Raw genomic sequence first — 23128 nt, 5'->3', positions numbered from 1 at the left:
ACATCGACGCCGCATGACCTCCTTCCTGAACCGACTCAGGTCCATGTTCAAGGGCGTAGCGCCTGAACCGGCGCGCGCGCCTGAACCCGAACCCCAACCCGAGCCCAAGGGCGAGGGCGAGGCGTGCGAAGCGCCGCTCGACTACGACAAGCTGATCCACCTCGATGCCGAGAACCTTTCGGAGACGGGCATCCTGTCCGCATACATGAAGCTGCAGCCCCTGCTGAAGCAGTTTGCGGAATCACCCATCGAAGTCATCGAGCACATCGACGATAGCGAGCCGAGCTATGCCATCTCGGCCGCCGGGAAGAGGTTCCAGGTCTGGGACTCTGGCACCACGAACGTCGCCTGCTGGGAGCGGGCGACGGTCGCGTTCTTCGACATCGTCAACGCGAATCTCCAGACCTCTTCCCACAAGTTCTACGCGTTCTACGGCGGCAATGACCTGCACGGCATGTTCCTCACCGAAGAGGAGTTTGCCGCGGCGAGACGGGCCCTCAAGAAGCGGTCGGACTGGCCCTGGCTGCCGGTCGATGTGCCTCCGTACTACGGCTACCCCGACTACTAGGACGTCGGACGTGGCCATCGGTGTCTGCGGCCAGGCCAGTCCCCAGGGGTCGCGGCTAAAGTCGCAGTGCCTATTCAGCCGCGATCAGGGGGTGCCATGGGATCCGACGCCAACACGTTCATCGTCCCCGAGGCGGTGCAGGACTACCTCGCTGCCAAGGCGACTCCGGAGCAGCACGCCGATGCGCAACAGCTAGTCCGATTGCTCACGGCCGTCACAGGCGAGCAGCCCAAGATGTGGAGCGGCAGCATCGTGGGCTTCGGCAGCTACCACTACACCTACGCATCCGGACGTTCGGGGACGTCCAGCCTCGTGGGCTTCGCGCTCCGAGGCAAGGAGTTCGTCCTCTATCTGGCGCCGGACTGGGACGACGCAGAGCACTGGCTCAGCGAGCTGGGGAAGCACAAGGCGGGCAAAGGCTGCCTGTATGTGAAGAAGCTCGCCGACGTCGACTCGGCTGTGCTTGAACAGCTGGTCGCGGCGTCCGTGGAGGAGCTTCGTCGGCGTTATCCGTCCAAGAATCAATAACCGTGCGGCCAGGCCGACAGGCCGCGCCGGAGATCAGGTGGGACGCTTCAGTGCCAGCAGGCATCGGCATTGGCCAAGCGCCATCAGGCCCAACGCCAGGATGTTACGGCTCATGGCCATGCCCTGCAGACCTCGTATGGCCGCGTGCCAGGTCTTGCTCGCCACGTCGGGTCCCTGCGACATGACGGTCTGCCAGACGAGCCTCAAATAGCCGCTCATCGTCAGCAGGAGGAGTCCAGCGCCGACGGCATCCGCCAGCATGATCAGCGCGCGCAACTCAGGGTTGGTCACCACCAGCAGCAATCCCAGCAGGCCGAATACCTTGCGGTGCGTCTTGAAGAACTTCAAGAATTTTTCCATGGTGCATTCTGGCAAGGGCGACGTCAGCGGGTCGTGAAGGTCGGCGGGCCGGGCGCTGCGGTCATTCGCGCAGAGTTCGAGTGACAGTCCCCACGCGAAGTAGGACGAACATTACTCGCCTTACGGCTCGTCTTCGAAGAGCAGGCTCATCTGGATCGAATCGAAGTAATGGCCATCAAAGCGCATGCCGTTGCGCTTCGTCGCTTCGCGCACAAACCCCATGCGCTCATACAACCCAATGGCGTGCTGATTGTCAGCTCGCACCTCAAGCTCGACCCTTGTGATGCCGTTCTGTTTCGCTTTCGCAAGACATGCGGCAAGCAGGCGCCGTCCGACACCTTGCCCTCGATAGGCAGGAAGCAAGCCCACTCCCAGGGAACCGCAATGCCGGTTCGCGTGGGCCCAAGCAGGAAGGATGTCGCACCAACCAACGACCATCGAGCCGTCGATGGCAACGAAGTGCGCAGCACCAGTGGCGACGTTCTCACGAACGAACTCTTTGATGCTCTCGCGCGGCAACGCCTCGATCTGGGCCAGGTACTTCTTCTCCCGGGCCACTGCGTCGAGACAAGCATGGAAACCTTCCGCGTGGGTTTCGGCGATAGGGACGACTTCAACATTCATGGCGACGGATTGTGAACGGCAGAGGCAGGTGCTGATCACGAAAGCGGTGGGCCGAGGGTTCGCTTCTGCTGCAGATCAGCCGTTGGCTTGAGGCTGAGGCTGAGGCTGTTAGCCGACGTTGACACAACGCGTCGTCTGCCAGACGGCCTCGAACAGTTCAGCGGAGATGGCGGTCAGATTGCCGTATTCCGTCAGCGACGCTTCCGTCTCGTCCCACTGTCCTTCGGGTAGGACGCCAAAAGTGTCGGCACTATGGGCTCGGTCGTAGCGCAAGGCAATCCCATTCGCTCCAATCTCTACATAGCGCTTCCAGTAGCCGTCATCACCAATCTCGGAGTACCCGATGTACTCAGGAATTCCGTGGAGGTTCCCGCTTGAGCAGTAGAGGCGGTACAGCATGGGCTTGGTGCGTTAGGAGGTGAGCGGGACTGGGGGGCCGTGCATCGTATGTCCTCTTCCGCTTCCGCTGCGCTGCCGTCGCTGCCTACGGCTGAAAGGCGCCGAACGAGTCCGAGGCTGTATGGCCGCAGTCTCCGAGAATGGTCATTGGAGGGTGTCCGCAGTTCCCGTTGACGCTCACCGCAATCCAAGCGGTTCACGATGACGCACCGGCCCCCAAGGCAGAATCCAGACATACGGGCGAGGCCGGCGGCATGCCTGCCGGGAATCCCATCTTGAAGAACGGAGCAGCATCAATGGCACTGACGAAGAAGGGCGAATACTGGTACGGGACCACTTCCGGAGACACCCAAGCCGAACTGCGCAGCTACAGCGTTGCGAATCGCCATGAGGCCACCAGGTTTGCCACGTCCAAATGCGATTGCGGATGCCGGACCTTCGCGCTGCAGACCGATGAAGAGGCTGGTGTGGCGATCCGCACCTGCACCGACTGCGGGCAGGAGCACCTGATGGGCGACAGTGCGGACTACCTCGAACAAGCCTCGCCGGAGGCGCACGAGTGCGTGTGCGAGAACGAGGTGTTCGAGCTGGTGTCCGGCGTCTCCGTGTACGAAGGAACCCATGACGTGCGCTGGTACTACATTGCCTGCCACTGCGTGGAATGCGACCTGGTCGGGGTCTTCGCAGACTGGAAGTGCGAAGCAGGTGATGCGGCGGCGTTCCTCGCCAAGGTATGAGCATGACGCCATCGATGGACTTGGCCGCTTCAATGCCCTGGCGTTGCGTTGCCGCTGCGGCTTGAGCCGCGTCATCCTGCGATTCCAAGCAGCGCCTCGGTATCAACTCCTGGTTTCGTCGGCAGTACTGTGTTCGTCAACTCCTGGGGCTGGTCGGACTAGGCCCTCACGCATCAGGTGGGATCGAGCATCATCTGGTCGGCGCTGTGCGGGCGGTGGCAGCTGCTTCGGGGCGGTTGACCCTGTGAACCAGTTAATGGCGATCGCCACGAGAAAGACAACCGATCCTGCCCAAGGGATCAGCAGCGTGTGCTGACGATCCAGAAGACGAATCCACCAAGGAACGAAGAAGGCAGAACCCTCCGTGCCGAACGTGGCAGGCGTGAATGCAATTGCAGCAGCTGCAGCGACGCACAGTGCGAACAATCCGCGCATGCGAACGTCCCTCGTCGGCCCTGAGCTTCGGCAGAACCACCAAAGCAGCGCCATGCCCCACAGCGGGTAATAGAAGAGCGCGAGAAAGATGATTTGCATGTCCGTGGGCCTCCTCCCCGGGGAGCCGTCGCTCTCTCAGAACTGCGGCGCACGGAGCGAAAAAGGTCAGCTGCACTACGCTTCTGGTCGAAGCCCGTGCAAGCAATCCTAATGCTCGCCGACCTTTCCACCCAGCACCTCGCTGAGATGCTCCGCAAGCTCCGCCTTCTTGGACTCTGTCTCCGCGTTGCCGATCGCTTGCTGAGCCACCGCCTTCGCTTCGGCGATCTCGCCGACTGCGAATGGAGCAAGCGCCCGCGCGGTCGCGATCAGCCAGTCGCCGGGAAACGCGCCTTGTGCCGGCGCCAGGACCGCAAGTGCTTTCGCAGGCTCACCGTTCCTTCTCAGGTGGTCGGCGAGAAAATATCTCGCCACCTTCACCGCGGGATTGGTTTCCGCAGCGCCCTGCTCCAACTCCAGCGTCAGCACGGTCTCGTACTCGCGCGTGGCTTCTTCGTTCCGACCAAGTTGATGAAGAACGCCGGCGTAGGCGCCGTGCCAATCGGGATACGTCGGACAGATGGCGATGGCACGGCCATAGCGATCGGCGGCCTCCGCGAGCTGGCCTGAGCCCCACAGTTCGAGTGCATCATTCGCCAGCGAATTGGCAAGCTTGTAGTCGGTCATGGCTGAGATGGATCCTACGCAGCGACCGGCTCGGAGTCTCTCTCTCCACTGAGACTCCCGAGGTCGATGGCAAGGACTTTAGCGGCTCAGCGCTGCGCCTCCGCTCCGCACACATGCCGCTCCAGCAACGCGGTCAGGAACTCGGCGCTCTGCTGATGCATCCCGCGCTGGTTGTAATGCGTGCGCGTGAGCACCGCCACCGCGTCGAGCGTGGGCAGGATCAGCACGTTGTTGCCGCCGTTGCCCGACATCAGCCAGGCGCTCGCGCGGCCGCATCGCAGCTCATAGTCGCGGCGCCAGAGGAGCTCACCGTACTCCATGCCGAAAGGCGTTGACCGTCGCACGGTCAGCAGCGTGGCGACCTGTTCCGGCGTCAACACCTGGCCCTTCGGACCGGCGCCTTCGCGAAGCAGCATCTGCGCCAGCGAGGCCCAGTCGCGCGTGCGCAGGCGCAGGCCGCCGCCGGTCATCGTCTCGCCGCTGGGCGAGCGCGACCACTCCAAGGTCGAGAGGCCCAGCGGCTCGAACAGCCGCCGTTGCGCATAGGCCTCCAGCCCGCCCGGTACCCGGCGCTCCAGCACCTGACCCAGCAGGAACACGCCAGCCGTGCAGTACGCAAACGGCCCCAGCCCCTGCGCATCCCGCGCCACCGAGCGCGTGGGCATGTCGCCCGCCCAGCGCAGCCAGCGCGGCTGCGGGTACATGTTCTCTTCGTTGCCGGGGCTGTCGGGCTGGTTGTCGTCGCAGTCGAGCGCGGACGTCATGGTGAGCAGGTCCTCCACCACGATGCCGCGCTTGACGGGACCATCGTTCGCGAAGGGCTGCGCGTCCGAGAGCTCGCCGAACACGGGTGTCTCGCGCTTCAGCAAGCCGTCCTGCGCCGCGGCCGCCACCAGCAGCCCGGTGACGGACTTGCCCACCGACCGCGTGTTGTGCAGGGTCTGCGCATCGGCGCCACGGGCGTACAGCTCGACCACCACCCGGCCGTGGCGCTGCAGCAGCACGCTGGTCGCGCCCGGAAGCGCCTCCAGCGCGGCACGGTCTTGAGCAAGGAGCGCAGCCTCGGCGGGCGTCACCTGTTGCGCTGCGCAGGCGCTCAGAAGCATGACGATCGCGGAAGGCAGGACCCAACGGCGCAGCCGGGCGCCCGACAAGGAACAGAAGCGACGAGGTGTGTTCATGCCGCGCATGTTCCCCGGCCCTTCGGAGCGGCGTCTAGAACGTTTTGAACCCGGCTCGCCACGCCGCTGGCGTGCAGCGGTATTCCGCTCGGAACAGCCGAGTGAAGTGGCTCTGATCCGCGAAGCCCGACTGCATCGCGACCTCGGCGATCGACTGCCCGCCCTTCAGGCGTTGCGCCGCCCGGTTCAGCTGAGCGCGCCGCTGCAATTGGCCGGGCGAGATGCCGTAGTGATGCCGGAACGCCCTCGCCAAGGACACGGGATGAACACCCGCCTCCAGCGCGAGTGCAGAGAGGCGCAGCGGCTGGTCGCATTCGTCCAGGAGCTGCTCCATGCAACGCCGCAGCCAGAGAGGCTCGCGGGCGTCGACGCGCGCAGAAACAGCCGCGTCGCCTCGCCCGGGCACCGTGCGCGTAAGGTGGCACAGACGCTGGGACGCTTCCTCCGAGTCGAGCAGACCGCCCAGGTCCGAAGACAGGGGCAGGCCCGCCAGGCTCAGCGCTGCCTGTCGAGGCGCTCCCAACAGCTGCCGAGCGCCACCGTCGGCCAGCCCGAGCGCCCCTGCGAACCCGGCCTTCACGCTGAGCGCCAGGAAACGCCCACCCGCACCCGCGAAGGTGTCGACATGACGGGTGCCCGGCGGATTCCACAACACGTCGCCCGGTTCCAGCAGCGTGGTCACACCGCGGGCGCTGCTGCGGTAGCGCCCCTCCAGCACGACGACGAAATGCCCGTCCTCGTGCTCATGCGGCTCCACGCGATGCGCGGGATTGTTCGCCAGCAGCCGGGCGATGCTGAAGCCGGCGACGTCACAGCGGGCATCGAAGTGCCCGTAGAACTGCATGTGCTTCAGACGCATGGGAGGAGGCAGCGAGGTAGAAGGCCTCGATCATGCCGCAGGTGCTCCCGCACCCTGCCCCTCCGCAGCGACCCCGTCGAGCCCGCCGGTCAGCCCGGATCGGGCAGCGGATTCAGGCGTAGGTGTTGAGGTTGCGTCCGAGCGAGCCTTCGGTGGCCAGGGCGGGCGGCTGCGGCAGGGCGGCGAGCAGCGCGGCGGCGCCGGATTCCTGGACGTCCATGGCCTTGCGGAGCACCAACAGGCTGGCGGCGTTGCCGACCGTGCCAGGCGTGCCGTTGGAGGCCGAGCTGACGGCTGCGGCGACGCTGGGGGAGTTGGTGATGTTCATGTCAGCAATATCGGCCAATCCAACGCGGGGTTGAGCGCCGAATTCGGTCGACCGGGTCCTCTGTCCCTCAAACGGCTGACTCGCGCGCCGCGCCGCGGTGTCCCGTTCCGATCGGAGATCTCGTTCAACGAAGAGGAACCAGAGGAACCAGGAGAACGCACCATGAACATTCCGCCCTTCATCGCCTTCGCCGCAGCCGCCTTCCTTGGAGGCATGGCCTCCCGGCAGGCGCCAGTCCTGTCGACCTGTCCTCCGGCACCGCCGGATTCATCGGCAAGCCAGGCGCGGGTGTGTTCTCCCAGACCTACACCTTCACCCTCACCAATCCGAACACGGTGAACATCCTGCTGTCGTCGGTCGTCAACGGCGACCATCACCTCGACTTCTCCAGCATCGTCCTGACCGGCCCCTCCGGTCCCATCAGCGCCACCGAGTTCACGCCCGACCCGTTCACCGGCCACGTCATCAGCAACGCCCGCCTGGCGCCGGGCAGCTACACGCTCACGGCCAGCGGCACGAACAGTGCGGCCCTGGCGACCTACGTCGGCACCATCGCGCTGGCGGGAAGTGCCGGTGCGCAGCCTTCGGCGAACGGCGGGCCGCTGGACCTCACCGCGGGCAGCGCCGGCTTCATCGGCACGCCCAGCGCCGGCGCGTTCTCCAACGTCTTCACCTTCTCGATCGGCAGCCCGCAGACGGTGAAGCTCATGCTCTCCTCCGCGGTGGGAGGCGACCAGAACATCGACTTCACCAGCGTCCTGCTGCGCGGCCCGTTCGGCGACCTGCTGGCGGCGGAGTTGACCCGCGATCCGTTTGAAACCTGGACGCTCGCCACCCCGCTGCTCAACCCGGGCAGCTATTCGATCATCGCGTCCGGCATCAACAGCGATGCCGTCGCCACCTACGCCGGCACCCTCGCCTTGTCGCCCCGCGACCCGGATGCGCCGGACAACGACGTGCCCGAGCCGGACTCCGGCGCCCTGGTGATGGCGGGGCTGGGCGCGGCCCTCGTGATGTTGCGGACCGACCGGCGCCGCTTCCGGACGAACCGGCCCGGCGGCGTCCTCAGCCGCCGGCGCTGAGCCGGATGGCGTCGTCCTGCCGCGTCAGCTGGGCGCGGATGAGCTGGTCGCTCTTCACGTGGCGGGTCAGCGGATCGCTCAGTCCGCCGGAGAAGAAGTGCTCCGTCCCGACGACGGTCGCGCCCACGCCGCGCAACAGATGGCCGAGGTTGGGGACCACGTCCAGCTTCACGGAATAGACGTCGATGTGCTGCTCCGCGTCGGCCACATCGATGCCGAGCTTCGCGTACTGGCGCAGCTGCGAGTCGTTGAGCGGCGCGGACGACAAGCCGGTGACCTTCACCGGCGCACCGAGCGAGTAGTTGGCGATCCCCGACGACGCCGCTTCTCCGCCGCCTTTGGAGTGCCCCATCGTCGACACGGAGTAGTCGGCGAACTGGCTGAACTGCGGCGTCTGTTGAAGCTCCTTCAAGGCGCCGACGACGCGCTGCGCCTGGTCGTGGCTCTTCGTCGGCAGTCCGAGCGCGGTCCGCGCGTTGGCGGTCCATTGCGGGATCGCCATCTCCGCGTTGCCCAGCGCCAGCCGCACCGGCGATCCGGCCACGCGGCCCGCCGTCGTCCCGCCGAAGACGGCGGCGATGTCCTTGTCCTTGTGATTCACCAGCACGGACACGACCAGCCCGCTCCGGTTGTCGACGAGCGTGCCGGTCGGGCGCTCGACCTGGCTCGACGGGAGCAGGCCCTTCTGTCCGGGACTGCCGACCCGCTCCGACGCGCTCCAGACCTTGTCCGCCACGGCGGACGACAGCGGATCGCTCGGCTGGTAGTTGCCCTTGGCGATGCGCTGGTAGGGGAACATGCCGGCGTCGAGCTTGTCGCGCAGGGCTTCGTTGGCCTTCAAACGCTGCTCAGGCAGGTGGGCGGTCTTCGCCTCGAAGGTCGGCAGCTGCGCGCCACGCGTGACCGCCGGATGCAGCTCCGGGGAAGATGCGTCAGGCATCATGGCCTTTATGCCGGGAGGCATGGCGCTGCGCGGCGCGACCGCTGTGCGCGAACCCGCCGCGGCAGGCGGCCGACGTTCCCGCAGACCGTCGGCGGCGCCTTCTGGCGGATTGCCCGACGCGCGCCCGGAGCCTGTCGTCGAAGACTTGTCGATGGCCGAAGACCAGGCATCGGCCCCGGGCGTGGCGCCCAGTCCTGAGTGAGGGGAATTGACTCTCATCCCCCAAGCTAACGAGCCCCGCCCGCCGGACGTCAACCGATGCGAAGCAGCGTCCGGAAATCTGAAGTCCGCGCGCGTCGCAACGGTCGCTCAGTCCGGTCGGGCCATGAAGAACTTCTCCCCGAGCTCGAAGTAGTCGCCCGGGCCGCCGCCGCGCAGGATCAGCCCCGCCGCGGCGGTGTCGAACACGCCGTCCTTCAGCAGCGACGGCGAGATGTGCATCAGCACGACCTGACCCAGGATCAGCCAGGTGTCCACGGGCTCGTCGTCCTTGGAGCTCAGCTGGATGAGCTGGGACACCTTGCACTCGAAGGCGACGGGGCTCTCCCCGACGCGCGGCGGCGCCACCTTGACGGAGGCGACCTCGGTCAGATTCCCGAGCTCGAATTCATTGACGCCGTGAGGCACCCGAGCGCAGGTCGCATTCATCGCTTCCGCGAGATCGCGCGTGGCGAGATTCCAGACGAACTCGCCGGTCTCCTCGATGTTCCTCAGCGAGTCCTTACGACCGATGCTGGAGAAACCGATGATGGGCGGCGTGTAGTTCAGCGCCGTGAAGAAGCTGTACGGTGCCAGGTTCACAACGCCGGCCTTGCTCTTCGTCGACATCCACCCGATGGGTCGAGGCCCGACGATCGAGTTGAACGGGTTGTGGGGCAGGTTGGGCGCGGCGGGGTCGTAGGTGTGCATGCCGGAGGTCGGGAACAGCGTCAGCGGGAAGTGCATGAGCCATTCTGGCTGCGGCGGGCTGCCGTCACTTCTTGTGAGGGCTCTTCAACGCTGCCCAGCCGTCGGGCGCATGGTCGTTGACCATGGTCGCCAGATCGAGGAACAGGCGCTGGAAGTACGGCTTCCTCTTCTTGACCGGGGGCTCCGTCGCCAGCAGGTCGGTCAGCGCCTTTTTCCAGCGGAGCAGCGCTTCGTACACCAGGTGCTGTTTCGCGACGTAGTCCTGCGGATTGGTCTGATAGAGCTTGTCCTGGGCGCCGTCCACCCGCGCGAGCGCCGCCGCATGATGGCTGACGTTGAGGTCCTTCAGCATCTTGTTGATGGCCGGGTTCTCGCCCCGCGACGCCGCGACACGCTCGGCGGTCGTGAGCAGGGCGCGGAAATCTGCGACGGCCGCCTGCGTCTTCTGGAAACGCGGCACGTAGGGCTGGAGTTTGGCGGGAACGCCGGTCATGGATACCGCCGGCACTGCGCCGATGGCCGTGTGCGCACCCTCGGTCCATCGGTGAAACAGGTCGATGAAGCCCTGGTTGCCGGAGGCCTCGGGATGCTGGTAGGCGTCGGCCGGCAACTGGTTGCCCGACTTCTGCGAATACCAGGTCTGCATGTCGCGGGCGGAGTACAGCGTGCCGGCGGGGATCAGCACGTTGTTGTCGGTCATCTTGGCCAGGATGTCGCTCACGCCGAAGGCGTGCGGCACCTTGCTCACTTCCTTGACGACGTGGGGCGGACGCCGGAATCTCCCGTTGATGCTGCGACCGCCGACCTTGATGCGCACGACGAGGTGTTCCTCGGACGTCCAGACGTCCTGCCCATAGGGCTCGGCCATTTCGTCCGAGACGTCGTGGAACCGCTCCTGACGGACGTAGCCTTGGCCGGCGAGCGCCTGCACGATGTCCTCGTAGCTCCGTCCGGCGAACTGCGGGAGCGGTGTGGCCCTGGCGGCGAGCGTCTGCGCCTTCTCGAAGGCCGTGGAGTCCTTATCCGAGAGGGTCATGCGCAGGTTGGGGATATCGGTGACAGCCAGGCCGACGCGCAGGAACCAGGCGTCGAAGTCCGTCGCGCCGAGCTGCTGCCGCGCCGTGATCAGCGGTTTCCAGAATCCGTCCGGCGCCTTGTTCGGCACCTTCGTTTCCAACTGGGTCCTCGTCAGGTGCTCGAAGACCAGATTGATCAGCGCCGCGTCGAGCGTCGGGATCGAGGCGGCAAAACGGATCTCGTCCTCGAGCTTGAAACCGTGCGCGCGCAGTTCGGCCGCATCGGAGACGCCGGCCAGGTTGAACGTGGCGCCCCGCTGGACCACGGGTCGTGCCGCCGCCCTCGCACCGTCGCCGAAGAGCCGGGCGATGTCGGCGCGTTGCGCGGTCATGCGCGGCGAGTTCTGGAAGCCCGCCGCGACAGGGCCGGTCGCGTCGACCGGACGGGTCCTCGCGGCTGCGGCGGCGCGCGGCGATGCCGCCGGCCCTCGCGGCTCACTGTCCGCCCGAGAGGGACCTCTCGCTTCGTATGACTGTCGTCCCATGACGGGAGGATCACCGACGCACGACGCCCGTCGCCATCGGCGCCTTGCTGAAAAAACCGCGCAAGAATTCCGAGCGAAGCTTGCCTGGTTGGAGATGGTCGGGCCGCATCGAAGCGCCTCTCAGGAAAGCGACATGCCGAGCTGACTCAAGCTCACTCAAAGAACGCGGCCGACCCCCATGTCTCAATACGGCTGAAATCGACCTCCTGCATCTCCAGCCGCTCAACGAGTTCAAATCGTCCCCCATCCTGGCGGCGGCCATACAGGCGCTCGAGATCTTTCGCCACGTGCTGCGCAGGTTTCGCAAGACCTTGCAGCGCGGACACGTAAGCCTCGAAGAAGCTCAGCCCACGCGCGATTGCATGGCCGAGCAACGCTCCAAGGGCCGCTGAGGGATACAGACGAACCGGCCAAAGATGGGAGATGGTTGCTTGACATCCTGCAGCAAGACCTGGAGCGAGGCCAACTCGCGGGAGCAGGCCCGGGTCGGCGAACCGGGCACCGTCGCAGACATTCAAGAAGAGCAGTCGGCGCTCCTCGGTCTCTGGCGCGAGTCCCCATAGCTCTTCCAAGCCAACCTTAGGCAGGTGGCGCGCCAACTCCAGCTGCACCTCATGCGGTTTCCAGTGGTCGAATTCACCGTGCGACGCGACCCATACGAGATCGAACGCCGCGTCGCGGTAGAGCTCAAGGAAAAGTTCGCGCGTGTAGGTCGGGGGAGCCGGGCGCACGACCCGAACGCCCGCTTTGCTCAATGCATGCTCAACCATGTCGAGCTCCATACCTGCGGAAAGGGCATCACCGCCTCCCCATAGGAGAGCCTTGCGTATCTGTCGGTCTCGGCGGGGTCGCGCCAAGGAAGATGCGATTGGCCAGGTGCGGCCCCATGCCTGCAACTGCGTTGCCTGAATTGGATGACCCTCTGTGGGCAGGATCAGTTGTGCGGATGGATCGCCGGGAATCTCGATGCCCGCCGGGCAGTAGGCATCGATCAACGCCTCAATCAGGCCATCCTGGTGCTCCAGCGGATACCCGGGTCGCTCGGGGATCTCGAGATCGCTGTTGTCTGCGCCGGCGACGGTGGCATAAGTCTGCAAGAACGAGTTCATCGCGCGGGATACGGCGAGCAGCGGCCACTGCGTCTCCCTGGCGAGTTCCACCAACTGCCGCTCGCAAAGATAAGAGGAGCAAGATTCACCGAACGGCAGCGAAACGAGAAGGCGCTCTGAGTCTGGACCGTCGTCGACCGAGCCCTGCCTGTACCAGGTTTGCAGTCCTCGCAGCACCAGATCAGCTCGCCCCATGGCAAGCACCTTCACAAAATACGGTTGAACCAGGATTGTCGAAATCGCCGCCTCTCGGGCAACGCGAACTTGCGTCTGACCGCTCGATCGTCGAGACCGCGCGACTTCCATCAGGGTGATCAATGCCTCGGCGTCGGCTGATCCATGAACGTCTGTGCGCATCAGCGTGGCGTTGAGCTGAACTCTGTCCATGTCTGAAGCATGCGCATTCAGACGTCTCATCGCGTAGTCAGCCCAATGGTGTGAGCCGCGACTCGAAAAGGATCCCCCTGCGGTTGACAAGGCCAATGCGAATGCGTACCGCTGCCGCTTTGCGAGTCGTGCCGCTGTGGCGAATCCTTCGAGTCGCTGCGCCAGATCGGCAGCTTCTTCAGGCTGCTCTTTGGCCATCCAGGTCAAGATGAACGTGCCGAGATGAATGTCCGCGCCGGTGATGAACTGGGGGGGCCGCTCCATCGCGCTATAGAACGTCTTCAACGCAAGAGGCAGCAGATAGACACAAACCTCAAGAAACGCCGTCCTGCGCCTTGCGTACTCGTACAGCGCAGTGAAGAAGGCCACCATGATGTCGTGGAATCTCGGCCATTCGTAGATCACACGAATCCGGTAGAAGTCCTCAACTCTACCCACATACATTTCATGCTTGAAATCGTCAGTGGGAACATTTGTGAGCGCCCATTGAATCCAGTCGCCCATTTCGCTGGTCTCACCGGCAATGAACGCTCGATTGAGCATCACAGTGCCGATAACGAATTGTTCAAAGTCAAGGATGCTCAGTTGAGCTTCGCTCACGTCGGGCCGCGCGAGCGCTGCGCTTTCAATTGCGGCTCGTGCAGTGGGAGAGTCTGCGTCGAGCGTCGCGTCAACAGCAGCGTCGAATCGCCGCCATTTGGCCAATACGAATTGTTGAATCGTCGCCATCGAAAAATTCTCTTTGTCGAATGGTAGATCTTCAGAGCGGGCCAGCGGCGTCGGACTGTGCGGCCCCTTCGAGTCGCAGCGAGTACTCCAACTCGTAGCTGGGCTCAAACTTCAATGTGGTCGCTGTGGCGCCCGAGTAGAGAAACCCATTCTTTTCAAGAGCGCGGATCGAAGCGACATTGTCAATGTTCGCTTCGGCCACAACTTCGACGACACCCCTTCGACAGATCAACTCCTCGATGAGTGCTGCCACCACGCGCGTGGCGTATCCCTGTCGCCAGAAGTCGCGACCAATCGTGTATCCGACGTTGCACCTGCCTGCCCCTTCGACCCGGTAGCGGCAGAAACCCACTGGCCGTTCAGGCGCGTCTTCTCGATGAACTGTGAAGACCTGACCGCCCGATCGAACGTCGACCTCCAGCCGAAGCGCCAGTTCCTCCATGGACCTCGGCGGTGGAAATGTCAGGTATCGGTAGAGATCGTAGTGCTGGAGCAATTCGAAGAGCGCGGGAATCCCTGCGTCTTCCAAGGGCCGGAGGATAATGCTCAATGTCAATCACCTTTGCAATTTGTCTTTTGATCAGTTGCCGATGTGTCTGATGAATCTGTGCAAACCTTTGTGAATACGGCGATCGAATTCACCTCTCGAGGCGATGCGCGCCCAAGTTGACCGCTGTGGTTGATGTCGGATTCAGGCCAAGAGCTGACATAGCCTCTCGGATTGAGCCTATTGCGTCTCGCCAGCCATTCCAGGCTCAACGCTGCGGCCCGTAGGACCAAGGTGCCACTTACGGATTAGTGCTCACGGCCGGAAGAATTCAGCCCAGATCGACCCGCTAGAGTTTGTTGAGATCGACTTCAAGGTCAGCTGACTTGAGTTCCTTCGCTAGCGCGTACCGCCACGCTCCGCCACCGTCGATTTCGATGTAGACGACCCCGTAATAGTCAGAGGGAAGCTCTACACCATTCTCGTATAGGACGCAAACGCGTTTTCGCCCGATCTTGCCCATGAAGTAGCCGAGCTCGAGGACCACGTTTTGCCTCGCCCGGTCTCGCAGAGTCTGTCCATCTGGTTGCTTCCGACCACCGACATCATCAGCAGTCATAAGCACCACCGCGAAATGGACATCGGCGTAGCGTTCGAGCTTTTCAATGATGGTGTCACTCTGGCTGGCCTGTTCATTGAGGATGATGACCTTTAAGCCAAGTTTTTCCAGAAGCCGCGCCGACATCTCACGGATGCCTTGGTTATGTCCGTGAACTAGGAAGACAGTGCTAGGAGCAAAAACATGTCCTGTAGAAAGACCATCCATTAGGTCGTCGCGGACGACGTTCTTGATCGGCTCGATCTCCATAACCGGAGTGTTCGGTGTAACTACGTCCCCCACCTTGACAAGCATCTGGATGACCCGCCCCGAGAAAGGCGCTGGAAATTCCAGTGATGCCTTGTCGGACTCCACAGTCACGTACGTGTCGCCCTGAGTCAAGAAGTCGCCAGCCTTGACCGGCGTTTCGATTACCAAGATTTGGCCGAGTGGCTCGCGTTCTTCAAAGATCGGGCACAGAAGAAATTGCGTCTTGCTCATTTCGCACCGCCGTGGTCAGGTCAGGAGAATTTTACGAGCCTACGTGATCCGGGGGGCGAGCCACGGCAGTCATCGCTGCGCCTTCTTTCGTGCTGCTGTTGCTAAGAAGAATCTTCAACGGTCGAAAGACAAAGTGGAGGTGTCGCATGAGACGTCTTTGAAGGGGCAGTCTCAAGTTATCTCTTTGCCTGCGGAGGTGCCCAAAGTGGAGGTCCAGCATCAGCCGCCTCACCGTTCGGCTAGGATCCACCCGCGCCTAATCACTCATATACCATGCGTTTCACATTCTCGTTGAGCCTTTTTCTGGCCTTGGCTTCCGGCACCGCGAATGCACAGGAAGCACCCGCGTCCAAATGCGTGGTCGTCTTCAGCCAGGGGAGCAACATGTCTCCCAGCGATCCACAGGTCAATCGAATGTGGAATCGGCTGAATGACTCCTTCGGTCAGTTCGTGTCCGCGGAACTGAAAGGGGCCGGACAAAGGGTGATCGAGATGCCTCACCCCGTGGAGGCCACCGACATCGCGGCCAACATGCGCCGTCTCCTGAAGAAAGCGCAACAGGAGGGATGCAATCTGATCGTCAGCACCTCAATGTACGCCGATCAGCAGACTCATCAATTCATGAGCACGCTCCGGATCAATCCGATCACCGCTGAGCGAAGGGAGTTCCCAGCGGGAACGAACTACGCGATTGCTCAGGAAACGTTCAAGAAAGAGCAGGCCGACCCGTTGACGAAGGAGACCCTGGATCGATTGGTGGCGAGCGACATCGCGAAGAGCCTGGTAGGTGACTATCTCAACGCGACGAAATAGGCCCTCACAACGCCGGAATCCGGATCTCCGTCAGCACCCACGATGCGAAGCCGCGGCGCTGGAAGACCAGCCCGGTCCTGCGATCCTCGGCCTGTCCCGCGCGGCGAGCGTAGAGGACGAAGGTGTCGACGCCGGGGCGTTCCGTCGTCCAGATCGGCTCCCGCTTGGCCGACGACTGGCCGCCCTCGGCATCGCCCTCCGGATCGGAAGACGTGCCCTCGGGCTGCTTCGCCCGCGACTCCCGTCGCGGCATCAGCTTGCCCTCCTGCATGATCCGCATGACCGATTCCGGCCGCACGAAGGCGTCCACCATGCGGTCGATCATCGCCGTCGCGAACAGCGAGCCCAGCGCGGCGCCCGCCTTCGCGATGTCGCTGCCGGACTCCGACCGCTCCGTCGCCTTGGCGCCGACCGCCGTCGACAGTTGACCCTTGAGGCTCTCCCGCAGCAGCGGATAGTCGACGCGTTCGTTGAACGCCGTCGCATCGCCGGCCTTCGCCGCGTTCCGCATCTGATGGATCGCCAGCCACGGCGACCAGTACCAGTAGGCGGCGATCGCCAGGACCGCCGCGACCAGCGCGACCTTCGAGAACTTCCGAGCAGTGGGGGTCATCCCTTGCCTAGCATTTGATGCACCGGCACGGAGTGTAGAAAACTCATGAGCCGCCTTCGAGCACCTCCAGCACATTGCGCGCCGCGCCCACGCCCATCTTCACGTAGGCATCCGCGGTCACGCCGCCGATGTGCGGGCTCAGCAGGATGCGCGGCTCGGCGAGGAACGGATGGTCGGCCGTCATCGGCTCGACCGCGAAGCTGTCCAGCCCGGCCGCCAGCACCTGTCCCGATTGCACGGCGGCCAGCAGCGCGGCTTCGTCGATCAGTCCGCCGCGGGCGGTGTTGACGACGATGACCCCGCGCTTGCAGGCCGCGAGCGTGCCCGCGTTCACCAGCCTGGCGTTCTCGGCGGTGAGCGGGCAATGCAGCGAGACGACGTCCGCATCGCGCCAGATCTCGTCCAGCCCCACGCGCTGCACGAACGACGGCACGGACTTGGCGAAGGGATCGAATCCGATCACGCGCATGCCCATCGCATCGGCCACCTTCGCGAAGCGCAGGCCGATGGCGCCCAGGCCGATCAGGCCCACCGTGCGGCCTTCGAGCTCGACACTCTTGTGCGTGGACTTGTCCCAGTGCCCGTCGCGCATGCGGGCGTCGAGCGACACCACGGACTTGGCGCAGGCCAGCATCAGCGCGAGCGCATGTTCGGCGACGGCCGCGGCGTTCGCGCCCACCGCCGCGCGGACCTGGATGCCGCGCTGCGCGGCGGCCGCCTTGTCGATGGTGTCGGTGCCGCTGCCGTGCTTGGAGACGACCTTCAGGCTCGGCGCCGCCGCCATCGCCGCAGCATTCACGCCGCTGTAGCGCACGATGACCGCCACCGGGTCGTGGGCGCCGCACAGTGCGACGATGTCGTCCTGCGTCGGCGTCTTTCCCGCGAAGACCAGCTCGTAGTCCGCCAGCAGCGCGGCCGCCTTGGGCGCGAGGTCCGCGCCGGTGACGAGGATCCTGCCCTTGCTCACAGCGTTTCCCCGCCCTTGATCACGCCGGCGGCGCGCAGCGCGCCGTCGAGCCACGGGGGGCGCAGCGCTTCGCGGTTGCGGATGCCGGCGATGCGTTTGGTCTCCGCCTTCACCTTCTCGTGCGCGAGCGCGATCAGGGACGCCGCCTTGTCGCGCTCCACCACGGTGACGCCGTCCGCGTCGCCCACGATCAGGTCGCCCGGATGGACTGTCACGCCGCCGATCGAGATCGGATGGTTGAGGCGGCCGGAGATCGACTTCGTGGGCCCGTTCGGATTCAGGCCGGCGGCGAACATCGGGAAGCCCAGCGCGCGGATCGCTTCACTGTCGCGCACCGCTCCGTCGATCACCACGGCGGCGACGCCGAGCGCCACGCACTGCTGCGACATGATCTCTCCCATCAAGGCGCTGGACAGATCGCCCTTGCCGTCGACCACGATGATGTCGCCGGGCTGCGCGATCGCCATCGCGGCGTGGATCATGAGGTTGTCGCCGGGGCGGACCTCGACGGTGATGGCCGTTCCGGCGCATCGCATGGAAGGGGCCAGCGGCTGGATGCGACCGTGCAGCGCGCCGCGGCGGCCGGCGACGTCCGCCAGGATCGAGGACGGGAACTCGGACAGCTGCCTGACGATGTCGGCGGGGACGCGTCGGACGTTGCGGATGACGTCGGGCAGCACGGTCGTTTCACTCATGGGAATCTCCAACGGCCTCTCGTGGCCGATCAATCAAATGCGGTGGACGCGACGGGAATCGGCGCCAGCTCTGGTGTCGACATCGACGTCGACGTCGATGACCGCCCTGGCGTCACTCCAGATGGACGTTCGCGTCCTTGATCACCTTGTTCCAGCGCGTCAGGTCGTCCTGGATCAGCTTGGAGAACTCCGCCGGCGTGCTGGTGAGCACGTTCGCGCCTTCGTCGCTCATCTTCTTGACGAGCGCCGGTTGCTTGAGCGCCTTGCCGAACTCGGCGTTCAGCCGCGCGACCACTTCAGGCGGCGTGCCCTTGGGTGCCAGGAAGCCGAACCAGGTCGACGACGAGGCGCCCTTGAAGCCGGACTCCGCCACGGTGGGCACGGCGGCGAGTTCCGGCAGACGCTTGTCCGAGGTCACCGCCAGCGCGCGCAGCTTGCCCTGGCGGATGTGGCCGAGCAGCGTGGGCAGGCTGCCGAGATACAGGTCGACGTTGCCGCTGACGACGTCGGTCAGCGCGGTGCCGACGCCCTTGTACGGGATGTGCGTGAACTTCACGCCCGCCGTGCGCTGCAGCAGCTCCGCGGCCAGGTGGGACACCGTGCCGTTGCCGCCGGAGGCGAAGTTGATGGTGCCGGGGCTCTTCTTCGCCGCGGCCATCAGCTCCGTCATCGTCTTGTGCGGCGACGCGGCGCTGGTGACATAGACGAGCGGCGCGTCCGCGACCAGCGTGATGGGCGCGAGGTCCTTGACCGGGTTGTAGGAGAGCTTGGGGTAGAGCGACGGATTGATCGAGAGGTTGCTGGTCTGTCCCAGCACGAGGGTGTAGCCGTCCGGCGCGGCCTTGGCCACCTCGCCCACGCCCAGGTTGCCGCCGGCGCCCGGCTTGTTCTCGATGACGAACACCCACTTGGTGTTGTTGGCGACCGCCTGGGTGGTTTCACGCGCGATCAGATCGGTGCCGCCGCCCGGCGGGAACGGGACGATCACGCGGATCGGCTTGCTGGCGTAGTTCTGGGCCATTGCCGCGACGCTGCAGCAGGAAAGGACGGCCACCGCGAAGGCCTGGGAGAGTCGCGAGGACCCTGTCGAACGCTTCATCTTGTCTCCTGGACGGACCCGTTGGCGGGTCTCGATGGAACAAGTATTCGACGAATGCAGGATCAGATCCAATCCATTATTCTTGGTAATCGATAAATCTGGCTTTTGATATGGACCTGCGGGATCTGCGCTATTTCGAGACCATCGCCGAGCTGGAACACGTGGGGCAGGCGGCGGAGCGGTTGCACCGGACGCAGCCTGCGCTGACCAGTGCGATCCGTCGTCTGGAGAAGGAAGCCGGTGCGCCGCTTTTCGAGCGCTCAGGTCGCGGCATCCGCCTCACGCCGGCGGGCCGCGTGATGCTGCGATGGGCGCAGCGTTTGCGCTTCGACGTCGAGGATGCGCAGCGCGAAGTGGGCGACATCGGTCGCGGCCTATCGGGCGTGGTCAGGCTCGGCATTGTGCCCACGGCAGCGCAGTACCAGTTGCCTCAAGCCGTGCGACGTCTGTTGCGCGAGGCGCCGGACGTCCGTTTGAAGACGACGGTGTCGCTCGTGGACGTGCTGATGCCGATGCTGCGGGCCGGCGAGCTGGACCTGGTGGTCGGCACAGAAGGCGTGCCCGAATCGGGCTTCGTGTCCCGGAGGCTGGTCGAGGATCACGTCGTCGTCGCAGCGAGCGCGGACCATGAGCTCTTCAACGGCAAGCCGTCCTTGAAGGACTTGAGTACCTACCGCTGGGTGCTGCAGCCTCAGGGCGCGCCGACGCGCGACTGGCTGGACCACACCTTCGTGCGGCGCGGCCTGCCCCGGCCGGACGTGCAGGTGGAGAGCAGCACGCTGCACATGCTGCCCGCGCTCATCGCGGAGACGGGCCTGCTGAGCTTCGTCTCGCGCAAGCACCTCGACGTCACCATCGGCAGCTACCCGCTGCGCGAAGTGGTGCTGAAGGAGACGACCATGAAGCGATGGCTGGTCGTCACCTACCGGACCAACGCCTATCTCTCGCCGGCGGCACTCCGGTTGATGGCGCTCCTGAGCTGACTCATCCCGGCGCGAGGTCCCATCCCGGGACCTCGCGCCGGACTTCGCGGCAGACTTTCGCGGCGGAACTTCGCCGGAGGATCAGTAATCGATCCCCACCCTGATCCCGAAGGTCCGCGGATCGTTCCAGTAGCCGCGCACGAAGCCGCCGCCGTCCTGCGCGGAGTTCTTCGTCATCTTGTTGGTCGCGTTCAGCACGTAGAGCTCCGCATGCCAGTCCTTGGGCGCCTGCAGCCGCAGGCTCGCATCGACCTTCGCGAACGCCTTCTGCCCATCGGAGATGTGCGCGTTGTCCAGGTTGCGCAGGGTGAAGTACATCTTGTCCTGCCACTTCACGTTGACCCAGGGCGTCAGCTCCCAGCCCTCGCCGAAGCGGATGCTCTGCGAGAAGTTCACGCCGAAGCTGTACTTGGGCGACAGCGGCAGGTGGTTGCCGGTGATGTCGTAGATCTGGCGGCCGGCGTTCTCGCGGATCGGGCCGGTGTAGGGGTCAGGACATGCCGGCGCGCCCATCTCGGCGCGCACGCCGCAGTTCCAGCTGTCGCTGAAGGACGGGTAGTCCTTCATCTTGCTGTTGATGTAGCTGAAGAAGGCCCCCAGCCGCGCGCCCTTCCACGGCTTGTAGTCGACCTCCAGTTCCAGGCCGGGGATGTCGACCACGCCGACGTTGACCGTCTGCCACTTGGTGACGATGTCGCAGGTCGGGTTGTCGTCCGGGCACGGGCCCACCTGCTTGACCTTGGAGGCGAAGAAGTCGCCCGTGACCTGCATGTCCTTGTAGCGGCTGTAGAAGAAGGTCGCCGACAGGCTCAGGCGCTTGTCCAGCATCAGGCCCTTGTAGCCGAGCTCGAAGTTGGTGACCGTCTCCGGCTTGTAGGGGAAGAAGGTGTACTGCGGACCCGCCGGGCCGTCGACGCATTCCTTGCCGCCGCAGCGGTCGTCCTTGTCGCCGAAGCCGCCGGCCTTGTAGCCGGTCGACAGCGAGGTGTAGACCATGTCCGCCGGCGTCAGCTGCTTGCGCAGGCCGAGGCGGTAGGTGAACTTCTTCCAGCTCTCGCCGTGGTCGTTGCCCGCGGGCTCGCCCCACAGGCCGTAGGCGCCGGGACCGGCGAACGGCCCCATCTGCTCGGTCAGGTCGCGGCCGTTGTGCGGGCGGAAGCCCGGCGTACCCGGCGTGCCCGGGTCGTAGAGCCCGTTGTAGTACGCCGGCGTCGAGCCGTCGAAGCTGCCGTAGACGCGGCCGCCCTTGTCGGTCTTCTTGTCGAAGCTGACGCGGCCGCCCACCGTCGCGATCCAGGTCGGCAGGAAGGTCCAATCGGCCTGCGCAAAGAGCGCCTTGGCGTCGATCTGCCGATCGGGCTGGGCGTAGTACTGGCTGGTCGGGAAGCCGAAGGGCGCGGTGACCAGCTGCTCCTGCGCGTAATCGATCGCGTTCTTCTCGTGCATCCAGAACAGGCCGGTGACGAGCTGCACCTCGTCGGTGTGATGCTTGAACTGGAGCTCGTGCACTTGCGACTTGTAGGTCGAGCCCAGCGTCAGCGAGGTCTCGTCGCGGATCGGCCAGGTGCCCCAGTCGCCGTCCGGTCCCACCGGCAGCGTCGCCGTGACCTGGCGCGACAACGGGTAGTAGCCGCCGTCGTCGTCCGACTGCTGCGAGCGCTTCTGCGTCGCGTAGGCAAAGCCGTATTCGATCGTGGAGCGGTCGTTGAGCTTCCAGTTCAGGTTGGAGCGCACCGTGTCGATCGACATGTCCGTCTTGCCCGGCACGTTCACCTTCACGTCCCACTTGCCGCCGGGGCAGGCGAAGTCGGTGCCGGCGGCCATGTCGCAATCCTTCATCGCGATCTCGCCGGCGCCGTTGTTCTGGAACTTCTCGTAGGCGACCAGCCATTCGAGGTCGCTGGAGAGCTTCACCCGGCCGGCGATGCGGGCCGCCCACTCGTCGCGGTTGTAGTAGTACTTGCTGCGCGGCACCTTGACGTTGCGGCGCTGGTCGACGTCGGGGATGCCGTCGGCGACGAAGCCGTGCTCGGGCATGTCGACGTCGGTGAAGTCCTGCTGCTGGTTGATCCAGCCGTCGCGCTTGATCGTGCTGACGGTGGCGCGCAGCGCGATCGTGTCGTTGACCGCGATGTTCTGGATCACGTTCAGCTGGCGCTTGCGGTAGTTGCCCAGGTCCAGTTCCGCCGAGCCGTAGGTCGCGCCGAACTCGGGCTTGGCCGGGATGATGTTGATGCTGCCGCCGGTGGAGTTCCGACCGAACAGCGTGCCCTGCGGGCCGCGCAGCACTTCGACCTGCTCCAGGTCGAACATCAGCGCCAGCGCGCCTTGCGGCCGCGGCGAATAGAGACCGCCCACGTGCAGACCGACCGCCGGATCGCCGACCTCGGTGAAGTTGGTCGAACCCACGCCGCGGATGTTGATCTGCACGCCCGAATCAGCGCCCTGCGAGATCTGCAGGTTGGGCACCTTGCCGGAAAGGCCGCGTACATCGTGGATGCCTTCGCGGGTCAGCGACTCCTGCGTCAGCGCCGTCACCGCCACCGGCGTCTGCAGCAGGCCGGAGCTCACGCGCGTCGCGTTCACGGTGATCACGGGGAGCTCGTTCTTCTCTTTCTCGGAGATCTCGCGGCTCTTGGCGTCCGTCTTGGCGTCCGTCCTGGCATCCGTCTTGGTGTCAGGTTTTGCCTCGGCCTGCGGCGCCGGCGCGGTCTGCGATTGCGCGAGGGCCGTGGCGGCCAGCAGGCTCACGGCGGCCGCCGTGGCGGTGGTGGCGAAGGCGGCTCGGAGGGCCGGACGGAAAGCGGCTCGATCGGGTCTCATCACTGGGATCTCCATGGGTCTGGCAGGCAGCCTCCGTCCCGGCGACGAGGCCGTGGACGCTGGCTGAAAGGGGGGAGGCGGTAC

The 23128-nt window shown here is 64.9% G+C and carries 25 protein-coding genes; 6 read left to right on the top strand and 19 right to left on the bottom strand.

The features are described from left to right. Positions 1 to 13 precede the first annotated feature (13 nt). Complete coding sequence (locus tag ACQZ13_RS04610) at positions 14 to 568, top strand: hypothetical protein (protein WP_431050066.1); 555 nt, start codon at positions 14 to 16, stop codon at positions 566 to 568. Positions 569 to 664: 96 nt separating this feature from the next. Then, a complete protein-coding gene (locus tag ACQZ13_RS04605; RefSeq protein WP_431050064.1) occupies positions 665 to 1096 on the top strand; it encodes a DUF1801 domain-containing protein in 432 nt (143 codons plus the stop codon). Between the two features lie 33 nt (positions 1097 to 1129). Here ACQZ13_RS04605 and ACQZ13_RS04600 read toward each other — a convergent pair whose 3' ends face one another. The 3 genes from ACQZ13_RS04600 to ACQZ13_RS04590 form a co-directional block, all read right to left on the bottom strand. Next, positions 1130 to 1456, bottom strand: a complete 327-nt coding sequence (locus ACQZ13_RS04600) for a hypothetical protein (protein WP_431050062.1) — start codon at positions 1454 to 1456, stop codon at positions 1130 to 1132. A 120-nt stretch (positions 1457 to 1576) separates the two neighbouring features. Next, the gene (locus ACQZ13_RS04595) at positions 1577 to 2080 is read right to left on the bottom strand and encodes a GNAT family N-acetyltransferase (RefSeq protein ID WP_431050061.1); all 504 of its coding nucleotides are present in this window, start codon (positions 2078 to 2080) and stop codon (positions 1577 to 1579) included. 108 nt (positions 2081 to 2188) lie between these two features. After that, on the bottom strand, positions 2189 to 2479 hold the full coding sequence (locus tag ACQZ13_RS04590) for a hypothetical protein (protein WP_431050060.1): 291 nt from the start codon (positions 2477 to 2479) through the stop codon (positions 2189 to 2191). Between the two features lie 296 nt (positions 2480 to 2775). Here ACQZ13_RS04590 and ACQZ13_RS04585 point away from each other — a divergent pair, with 296 nt between their 5' ends. Next, positions 2776 to 3216, top strand: coding sequence for a hypothetical protein (locus tag ACQZ13_RS04585; RefSeq protein ID WP_431050059.1), 441 nt, complete (start codon positions 2776 to 2778; stop codon positions 3214 to 3216). Between the two features lie 102 nt (positions 3217 to 3318). Here ACQZ13_RS04585 and ACQZ13_RS04580 read toward each other — a convergent pair whose 3' ends face one another. The 5 genes from ACQZ13_RS04580 to ACQZ13_RS04560 all read right to left on the bottom strand — a co-directional run bounded on the left by ACQZ13_RS04580 (position 3319) and on the right by ACQZ13_RS04560 (position 6745). Then, positions 3319 to 3750: a hypothetical protein gene (locus ACQZ13_RS04580; RefSeq protein WP_431050058.1), complete on the bottom strand. Its 432-nt coding sequence runs from the start codon at positions 3748 to 3750 to the stop codon at positions 3319 to 3321. A 108-nt stretch (positions 3751 to 3858) separates the two neighbouring features. Further along, the gene (locus ACQZ13_RS04575) at positions 3859 to 4377 is read right to left on the bottom strand and encodes a tetratricopeptide repeat protein (protein WP_431050056.1); all 519 of its coding nucleotides are present in this window, start codon (positions 4375 to 4377) and stop codon (positions 3859 to 3861) included. 86 nt (positions 4378 to 4463) lie between these two features. Further along, positions 4464 to 5558, bottom strand: a complete 1095-nt coding sequence (locus tag ACQZ13_RS04570; RefSeq protein ID WP_431050055.1) for a serine hydrolase domain-containing protein — start codon at positions 5556 to 5558, stop codon at positions 4464 to 4466. Between the two features lie 34 nt (positions 5559 to 5592). Further along, positions 5593 to 6417, bottom strand: a complete 825-nt coding sequence (locus ACQZ13_RS04565; protein WP_431050053.1) for an AraC family transcriptional regulator — start codon at positions 6415 to 6417, stop codon at positions 5593 to 5595. Positions 6418 to 6529: 112 nt separating this feature from the next. After that, complete coding sequence (locus ACQZ13_RS04560; protein ID WP_431050052.1) at positions 6530 to 6745, bottom strand: putative motility protein; 216 nt, start codon at positions 6743 to 6745, stop codon at positions 6530 to 6532. A gap of 290 nt (positions 6746 to 7035) precedes the next feature. On the opposite strand from ACQZ13_RS04560, the gene ACQZ13_RS04555 reads away from it, so the two are divergent. Beyond that, complete coding sequence (locus ACQZ13_RS04555) at positions 7036 to 7827, top strand: FxDxF family PEP-CTERM protein (RefSeq protein WP_431050051.1); 792 nt, start codon at positions 7036 to 7038, stop codon at positions 7825 to 7827. Here ACQZ13_RS04555 and ACQZ13_RS04550 read toward each other — a convergent pair. From ACQZ13_RS04550 to ACQZ13_RS04525, 6 genes are all read right to left on the bottom strand, one after another. Beyond that, positions 7811 to 8767: a hypothetical protein gene (locus ACQZ13_RS04550; protein ID WP_431050050.1), complete on the bottom strand. Its 957-nt coding sequence runs from the start codon at positions 8765 to 8767 to the stop codon at positions 7811 to 7813. The two genes, ACQZ13_RS04555 and ACQZ13_RS04550, sit on opposite strands and share 17 nt — an antisense overlap. Positions 8768 to 9079: 312 nt before the next feature. Then, positions 9080 to 9715, bottom strand: coding sequence for a flavin reductase family protein (locus ACQZ13_RS04545; RefSeq protein ID WP_431050048.1), 636 nt, complete (start codon positions 9713 to 9715; stop codon positions 9080 to 9082). Positions 9716 to 9743: 28 nt separating this feature from the next. Next, entirely contained in the window at positions 9744 to 11087 is a 1344-nt protein-coding gene (locus ACQZ13_RS04540; protein WP_431050046.1) for a hypothetical protein, read from the bottom strand. Between the two features lie 305 nt (positions 11088 to 11392). After that, the gene (locus tag ACQZ13_RS04535; protein WP_431050045.1) at positions 11393 to 13465 is read right to left on the bottom strand and encodes a CHAT domain-containing protein; all 2073 of its coding nucleotides are present in this window, start codon (positions 13463 to 13465) and stop codon (positions 11393 to 11395) included. 31 nt (positions 13466 to 13496) lie between these two features. After that, positions 13497 to 14015: a GNAT family N-acetyltransferase gene (locus tag ACQZ13_RS04530; RefSeq protein ID WP_431050044.1), complete on the bottom strand. Its 519-nt coding sequence runs from the start codon at positions 14013 to 14015 to the stop codon at positions 13497 to 13499. Between the two features lie 286 nt (positions 14016 to 14301). Continuing rightward, positions 14302 to 15051 (bottom strand): TIR domain-containing protein, encoded by a 750-nt coding sequence (locus tag ACQZ13_RS04525; RefSeq protein WP_431050042.1) that lies wholly within the window; start codon positions 15049 to 15051, stop codon positions 14302 to 14304. Between the two features lie 273 nt (positions 15052 to 15324). Here ACQZ13_RS04525 and ACQZ13_RS04520 point away from each other — a divergent pair, with 273 nt between their 5' ends. Continuing rightward, positions 15325 to 15864 (top strand): hypothetical protein, encoded by a 540-nt coding sequence (locus ACQZ13_RS04520; protein WP_431050041.1) that lies wholly within the window; start codon positions 15325 to 15327, stop codon positions 15862 to 15864. Positions 15865 to 15868: 4 nt separating this feature from the next. Here the strand turns inward: ACQZ13_RS04520 and ACQZ13_RS04515 are convergent, their stop codons facing one another. The 4 genes from ACQZ13_RS04515 to ACQZ13_RS04500 all read right to left on the bottom strand — a co-directional run bounded on the left by ACQZ13_RS04515 (position 15869) and on the right by ACQZ13_RS04500 (position 19238). Beyond that, the gene (locus tag ACQZ13_RS04515) at positions 15869 to 16477 is read right to left on the bottom strand and encodes a DUF2939 domain-containing protein (RefSeq protein ID WP_431050040.1); all 609 of its coding nucleotides are present in this window, start codon (positions 16475 to 16477) and stop codon (positions 15869 to 15871) included. 43 nt (positions 16478 to 16520) lie between these two features. Further along, complete coding sequence (locus ACQZ13_RS04510; RefSeq protein WP_431050039.1) at positions 16521 to 17444, bottom strand: NAD(P)-dependent oxidoreductase; 924 nt, start codon at positions 17442 to 17444, stop codon at positions 16521 to 16523. Then, complete coding sequence (locus ACQZ13_RS04505) at positions 17441 to 18139, bottom strand: RraA family protein (RefSeq protein ID WP_431050038.1); 699 nt, start codon at positions 18137 to 18139, stop codon at positions 17441 to 17443. Before ACQZ13_RS04505 ends, ACQZ13_RS04510 begins: the two co-directional genes overlap by 4 nt. 112 nt (positions 18140 to 18251) lie before the next feature. Continuing rightward, positions 18252 to 19238 (bottom strand): Bug family tripartite tricarboxylate transporter substrate binding protein, encoded by a 987-nt coding sequence (locus tag ACQZ13_RS04500; protein WP_431050037.1) that lies wholly within the window; start codon positions 19236 to 19238, stop codon positions 18252 to 18254. Positions 19239 to 19348: 110 nt separating this feature from the next. On the opposite strand from ACQZ13_RS04500, the gene ACQZ13_RS04495 reads away from it, so the two are divergent. Further along, on the top strand, positions 19349 to 20221 hold the full coding sequence (locus ACQZ13_RS04495) for a LysR family transcriptional regulator (protein WP_431050036.1): 873 nt from the start codon (positions 19349 to 19351) through the stop codon (positions 20219 to 20221). 81 nt (positions 20222 to 20302) lie between these two features. Here the strand turns inward: ACQZ13_RS04495 and ACQZ13_RS04490 are convergent, their stop codons facing one another. Further along, entirely contained in the window at positions 20303 to 23044 is a 2742-nt protein-coding gene (locus ACQZ13_RS04490; protein WP_431050034.1) for a TonB-dependent receptor, read from the bottom strand. Positions 23045 to 23128 lie beyond the last annotated feature (84 nt).

Origin of the sequence: Roseateles sp. L2-2 (genome assembly GCF_050613215.1) — a bacterium.
GTDB lineage: Bacteria > Pseudomonadota > Gammaproteobacteria > Burkholderiales > Burkholderiaceae_C > Roseateles > Roseateles noduli.
This window is presented reverse-complemented; position numbering and strand designations above follow the sequence as displayed.

What these genes read in the sequence shown, in the direction of transcription:
- ACQZ13_RS04540 (WP_431050046.1), bottom strand. Translation starts at nt 11,087, where the DNA reads ATGACCGCGCAACGCGCCGACATCGCCCGGCTCTTCGGCGACGGTGCG.
- ACQZ13_RS04580 (WP_431050058.1), bottom strand. Translation starts at nt 3,750, where the DNA reads ATGCAAATCATCTTTCTCGCGCTCTTCTATTACCCGCTGTGGGGCATG.
- ACQZ13_RS04525 (WP_431050042.1), bottom strand. Translation starts at nt 15,051, where the DNA reads ATGAGCAAGACGCAATTTCTTCTGTGCCCGATCTTTGAAGAACGCGAG.
- ACQZ13_RS04535 (WP_431050045.1), bottom strand. Translation starts at nt 13,465, where the DNA reads ATGGCGACGATTCAACAATTCGTATTGGCCAAATGGCGGCGATTCGAC.
- ACQZ13_RS04545 (WP_431050048.1), bottom strand. Translation starts at nt 9,715, where the DNA reads ATGCACTTCCCGCTGACGCTGTTCCCGACCTCCGGCATGCACACCTAC.
- ACQZ13_RS04575 (WP_431050056.1), bottom strand. Translation starts at nt 4,377, where the DNA reads ATGACCGACTACAAGCTTGCCAATTCGCTGGCGAATGATGCACTCGAA.
- ACQZ13_RS04520 (WP_431050041.1), top strand. Translation starts at nt 15,325, where the DNA reads ATGCGTTTCACATTCTCGTTGAGCCTTTTTCTGGCCTTGGCTTCCGGC.
- ACQZ13_RS04610 (WP_431050066.1), top strand. Translation starts at nt 14, where the DNA reads ATGACCTCCTTCCTGAACCGACTCAGGTCCATGTTCAAGGGCGTAGCG.
- ACQZ13_RS04585 (WP_431050059.1), top strand. Translation starts at nt 2,776, where the DNA reads ATGGCACTGACGAAGAAGGGCGAATACTGGTACGGGACCACTTCCGGA.
- ACQZ13_RS04565 (WP_431050053.1), bottom strand. Translation starts at nt 6,417, where the DNA reads ATGCGTCTGAAGCACATGCAGTTCTACGGGCACTTCGATGCCCGCTGT.
- ACQZ13_RS04490 (WP_431050034.1), bottom strand. Translation starts at nt 23,044, where the DNA reads ATGAGACCCGATCGAGCCGCTTTCCGTCCGGCCCTCCGAGCCGCCTTC.
- ACQZ13_RS04590 (WP_431050060.1), bottom strand. Translation starts at nt 2,479, where the DNA reads ATGCTGTACCGCCTCTACTGCTCAAGCGGGAACCTCCACGGAATTCCT.
- ACQZ13_RS04495 (WP_431050036.1), top strand. Translation starts at nt 19,349, where the DNA reads ATGGACCTGCGGGATCTGCGCTATTTCGAGACCATCGCCGAGCTGGAA.
- ACQZ13_RS04500 (WP_431050037.1), bottom strand. Translation starts at nt 19,238, where the DNA reads ATGAAGCGTTCGACAGGGTCCTCGCGACTCTCCCAGGCCTTCGCGGTG.
- ACQZ13_RS04605 (WP_431050064.1), top strand. Translation starts at nt 665, where the DNA reads ATGGGATCCGACGCCAACACGTTCATCGTCCCCGAGGCGGTGCAGGAC.
- ACQZ13_RS04550 (WP_431050050.1), bottom strand. Translation starts at nt 8,767, where the DNA reads ATGCCTGACGCATCTTCCCCGGAGCTGCATCCGGCGGTCACGCGTGGC.
- ACQZ13_RS04570 (WP_431050055.1), bottom strand. Translation starts at nt 5,558, where the DNA reads ATGAACACACCTCGTCGCTTCTGTTCCTTGTCGGGCGCCCGGCTGCGC.
- ACQZ13_RS04515 (WP_431050040.1), bottom strand. Translation starts at nt 16,477, where the DNA reads ATGACCCCCACTGCTCGGAAGTTCTCGAAGGTCGCGCTGGTCGCGGCG.
- ACQZ13_RS04560 (WP_431050052.1), bottom strand. Translation starts at nt 6,745, where the DNA reads ATGAACATCACCAACTCCCCCAGCGTCGCCGCAGCCGTCAGCTCGGCC.
- ACQZ13_RS04600 (WP_431050062.1), bottom strand. Translation starts at nt 1,456, where the DNA reads ATGGAAAAATTCTTGAAGTTCTTCAAGACGCACCGCAAGGTATTCGGC.
- ACQZ13_RS04505 (WP_431050038.1), bottom strand. Translation starts at nt 18,139, where the DNA reads ATGAGTGAAACGACCGTGCTGCCCGACGTCATCCGCAACGTCCGACGC.
- ACQZ13_RS04595 (WP_431050061.1), bottom strand. Translation starts at nt 2,080, where the DNA reads ATGAATGTTGAAGTCGTCCCTATCGCCGAAACCCACGCGGAAGGTTTC.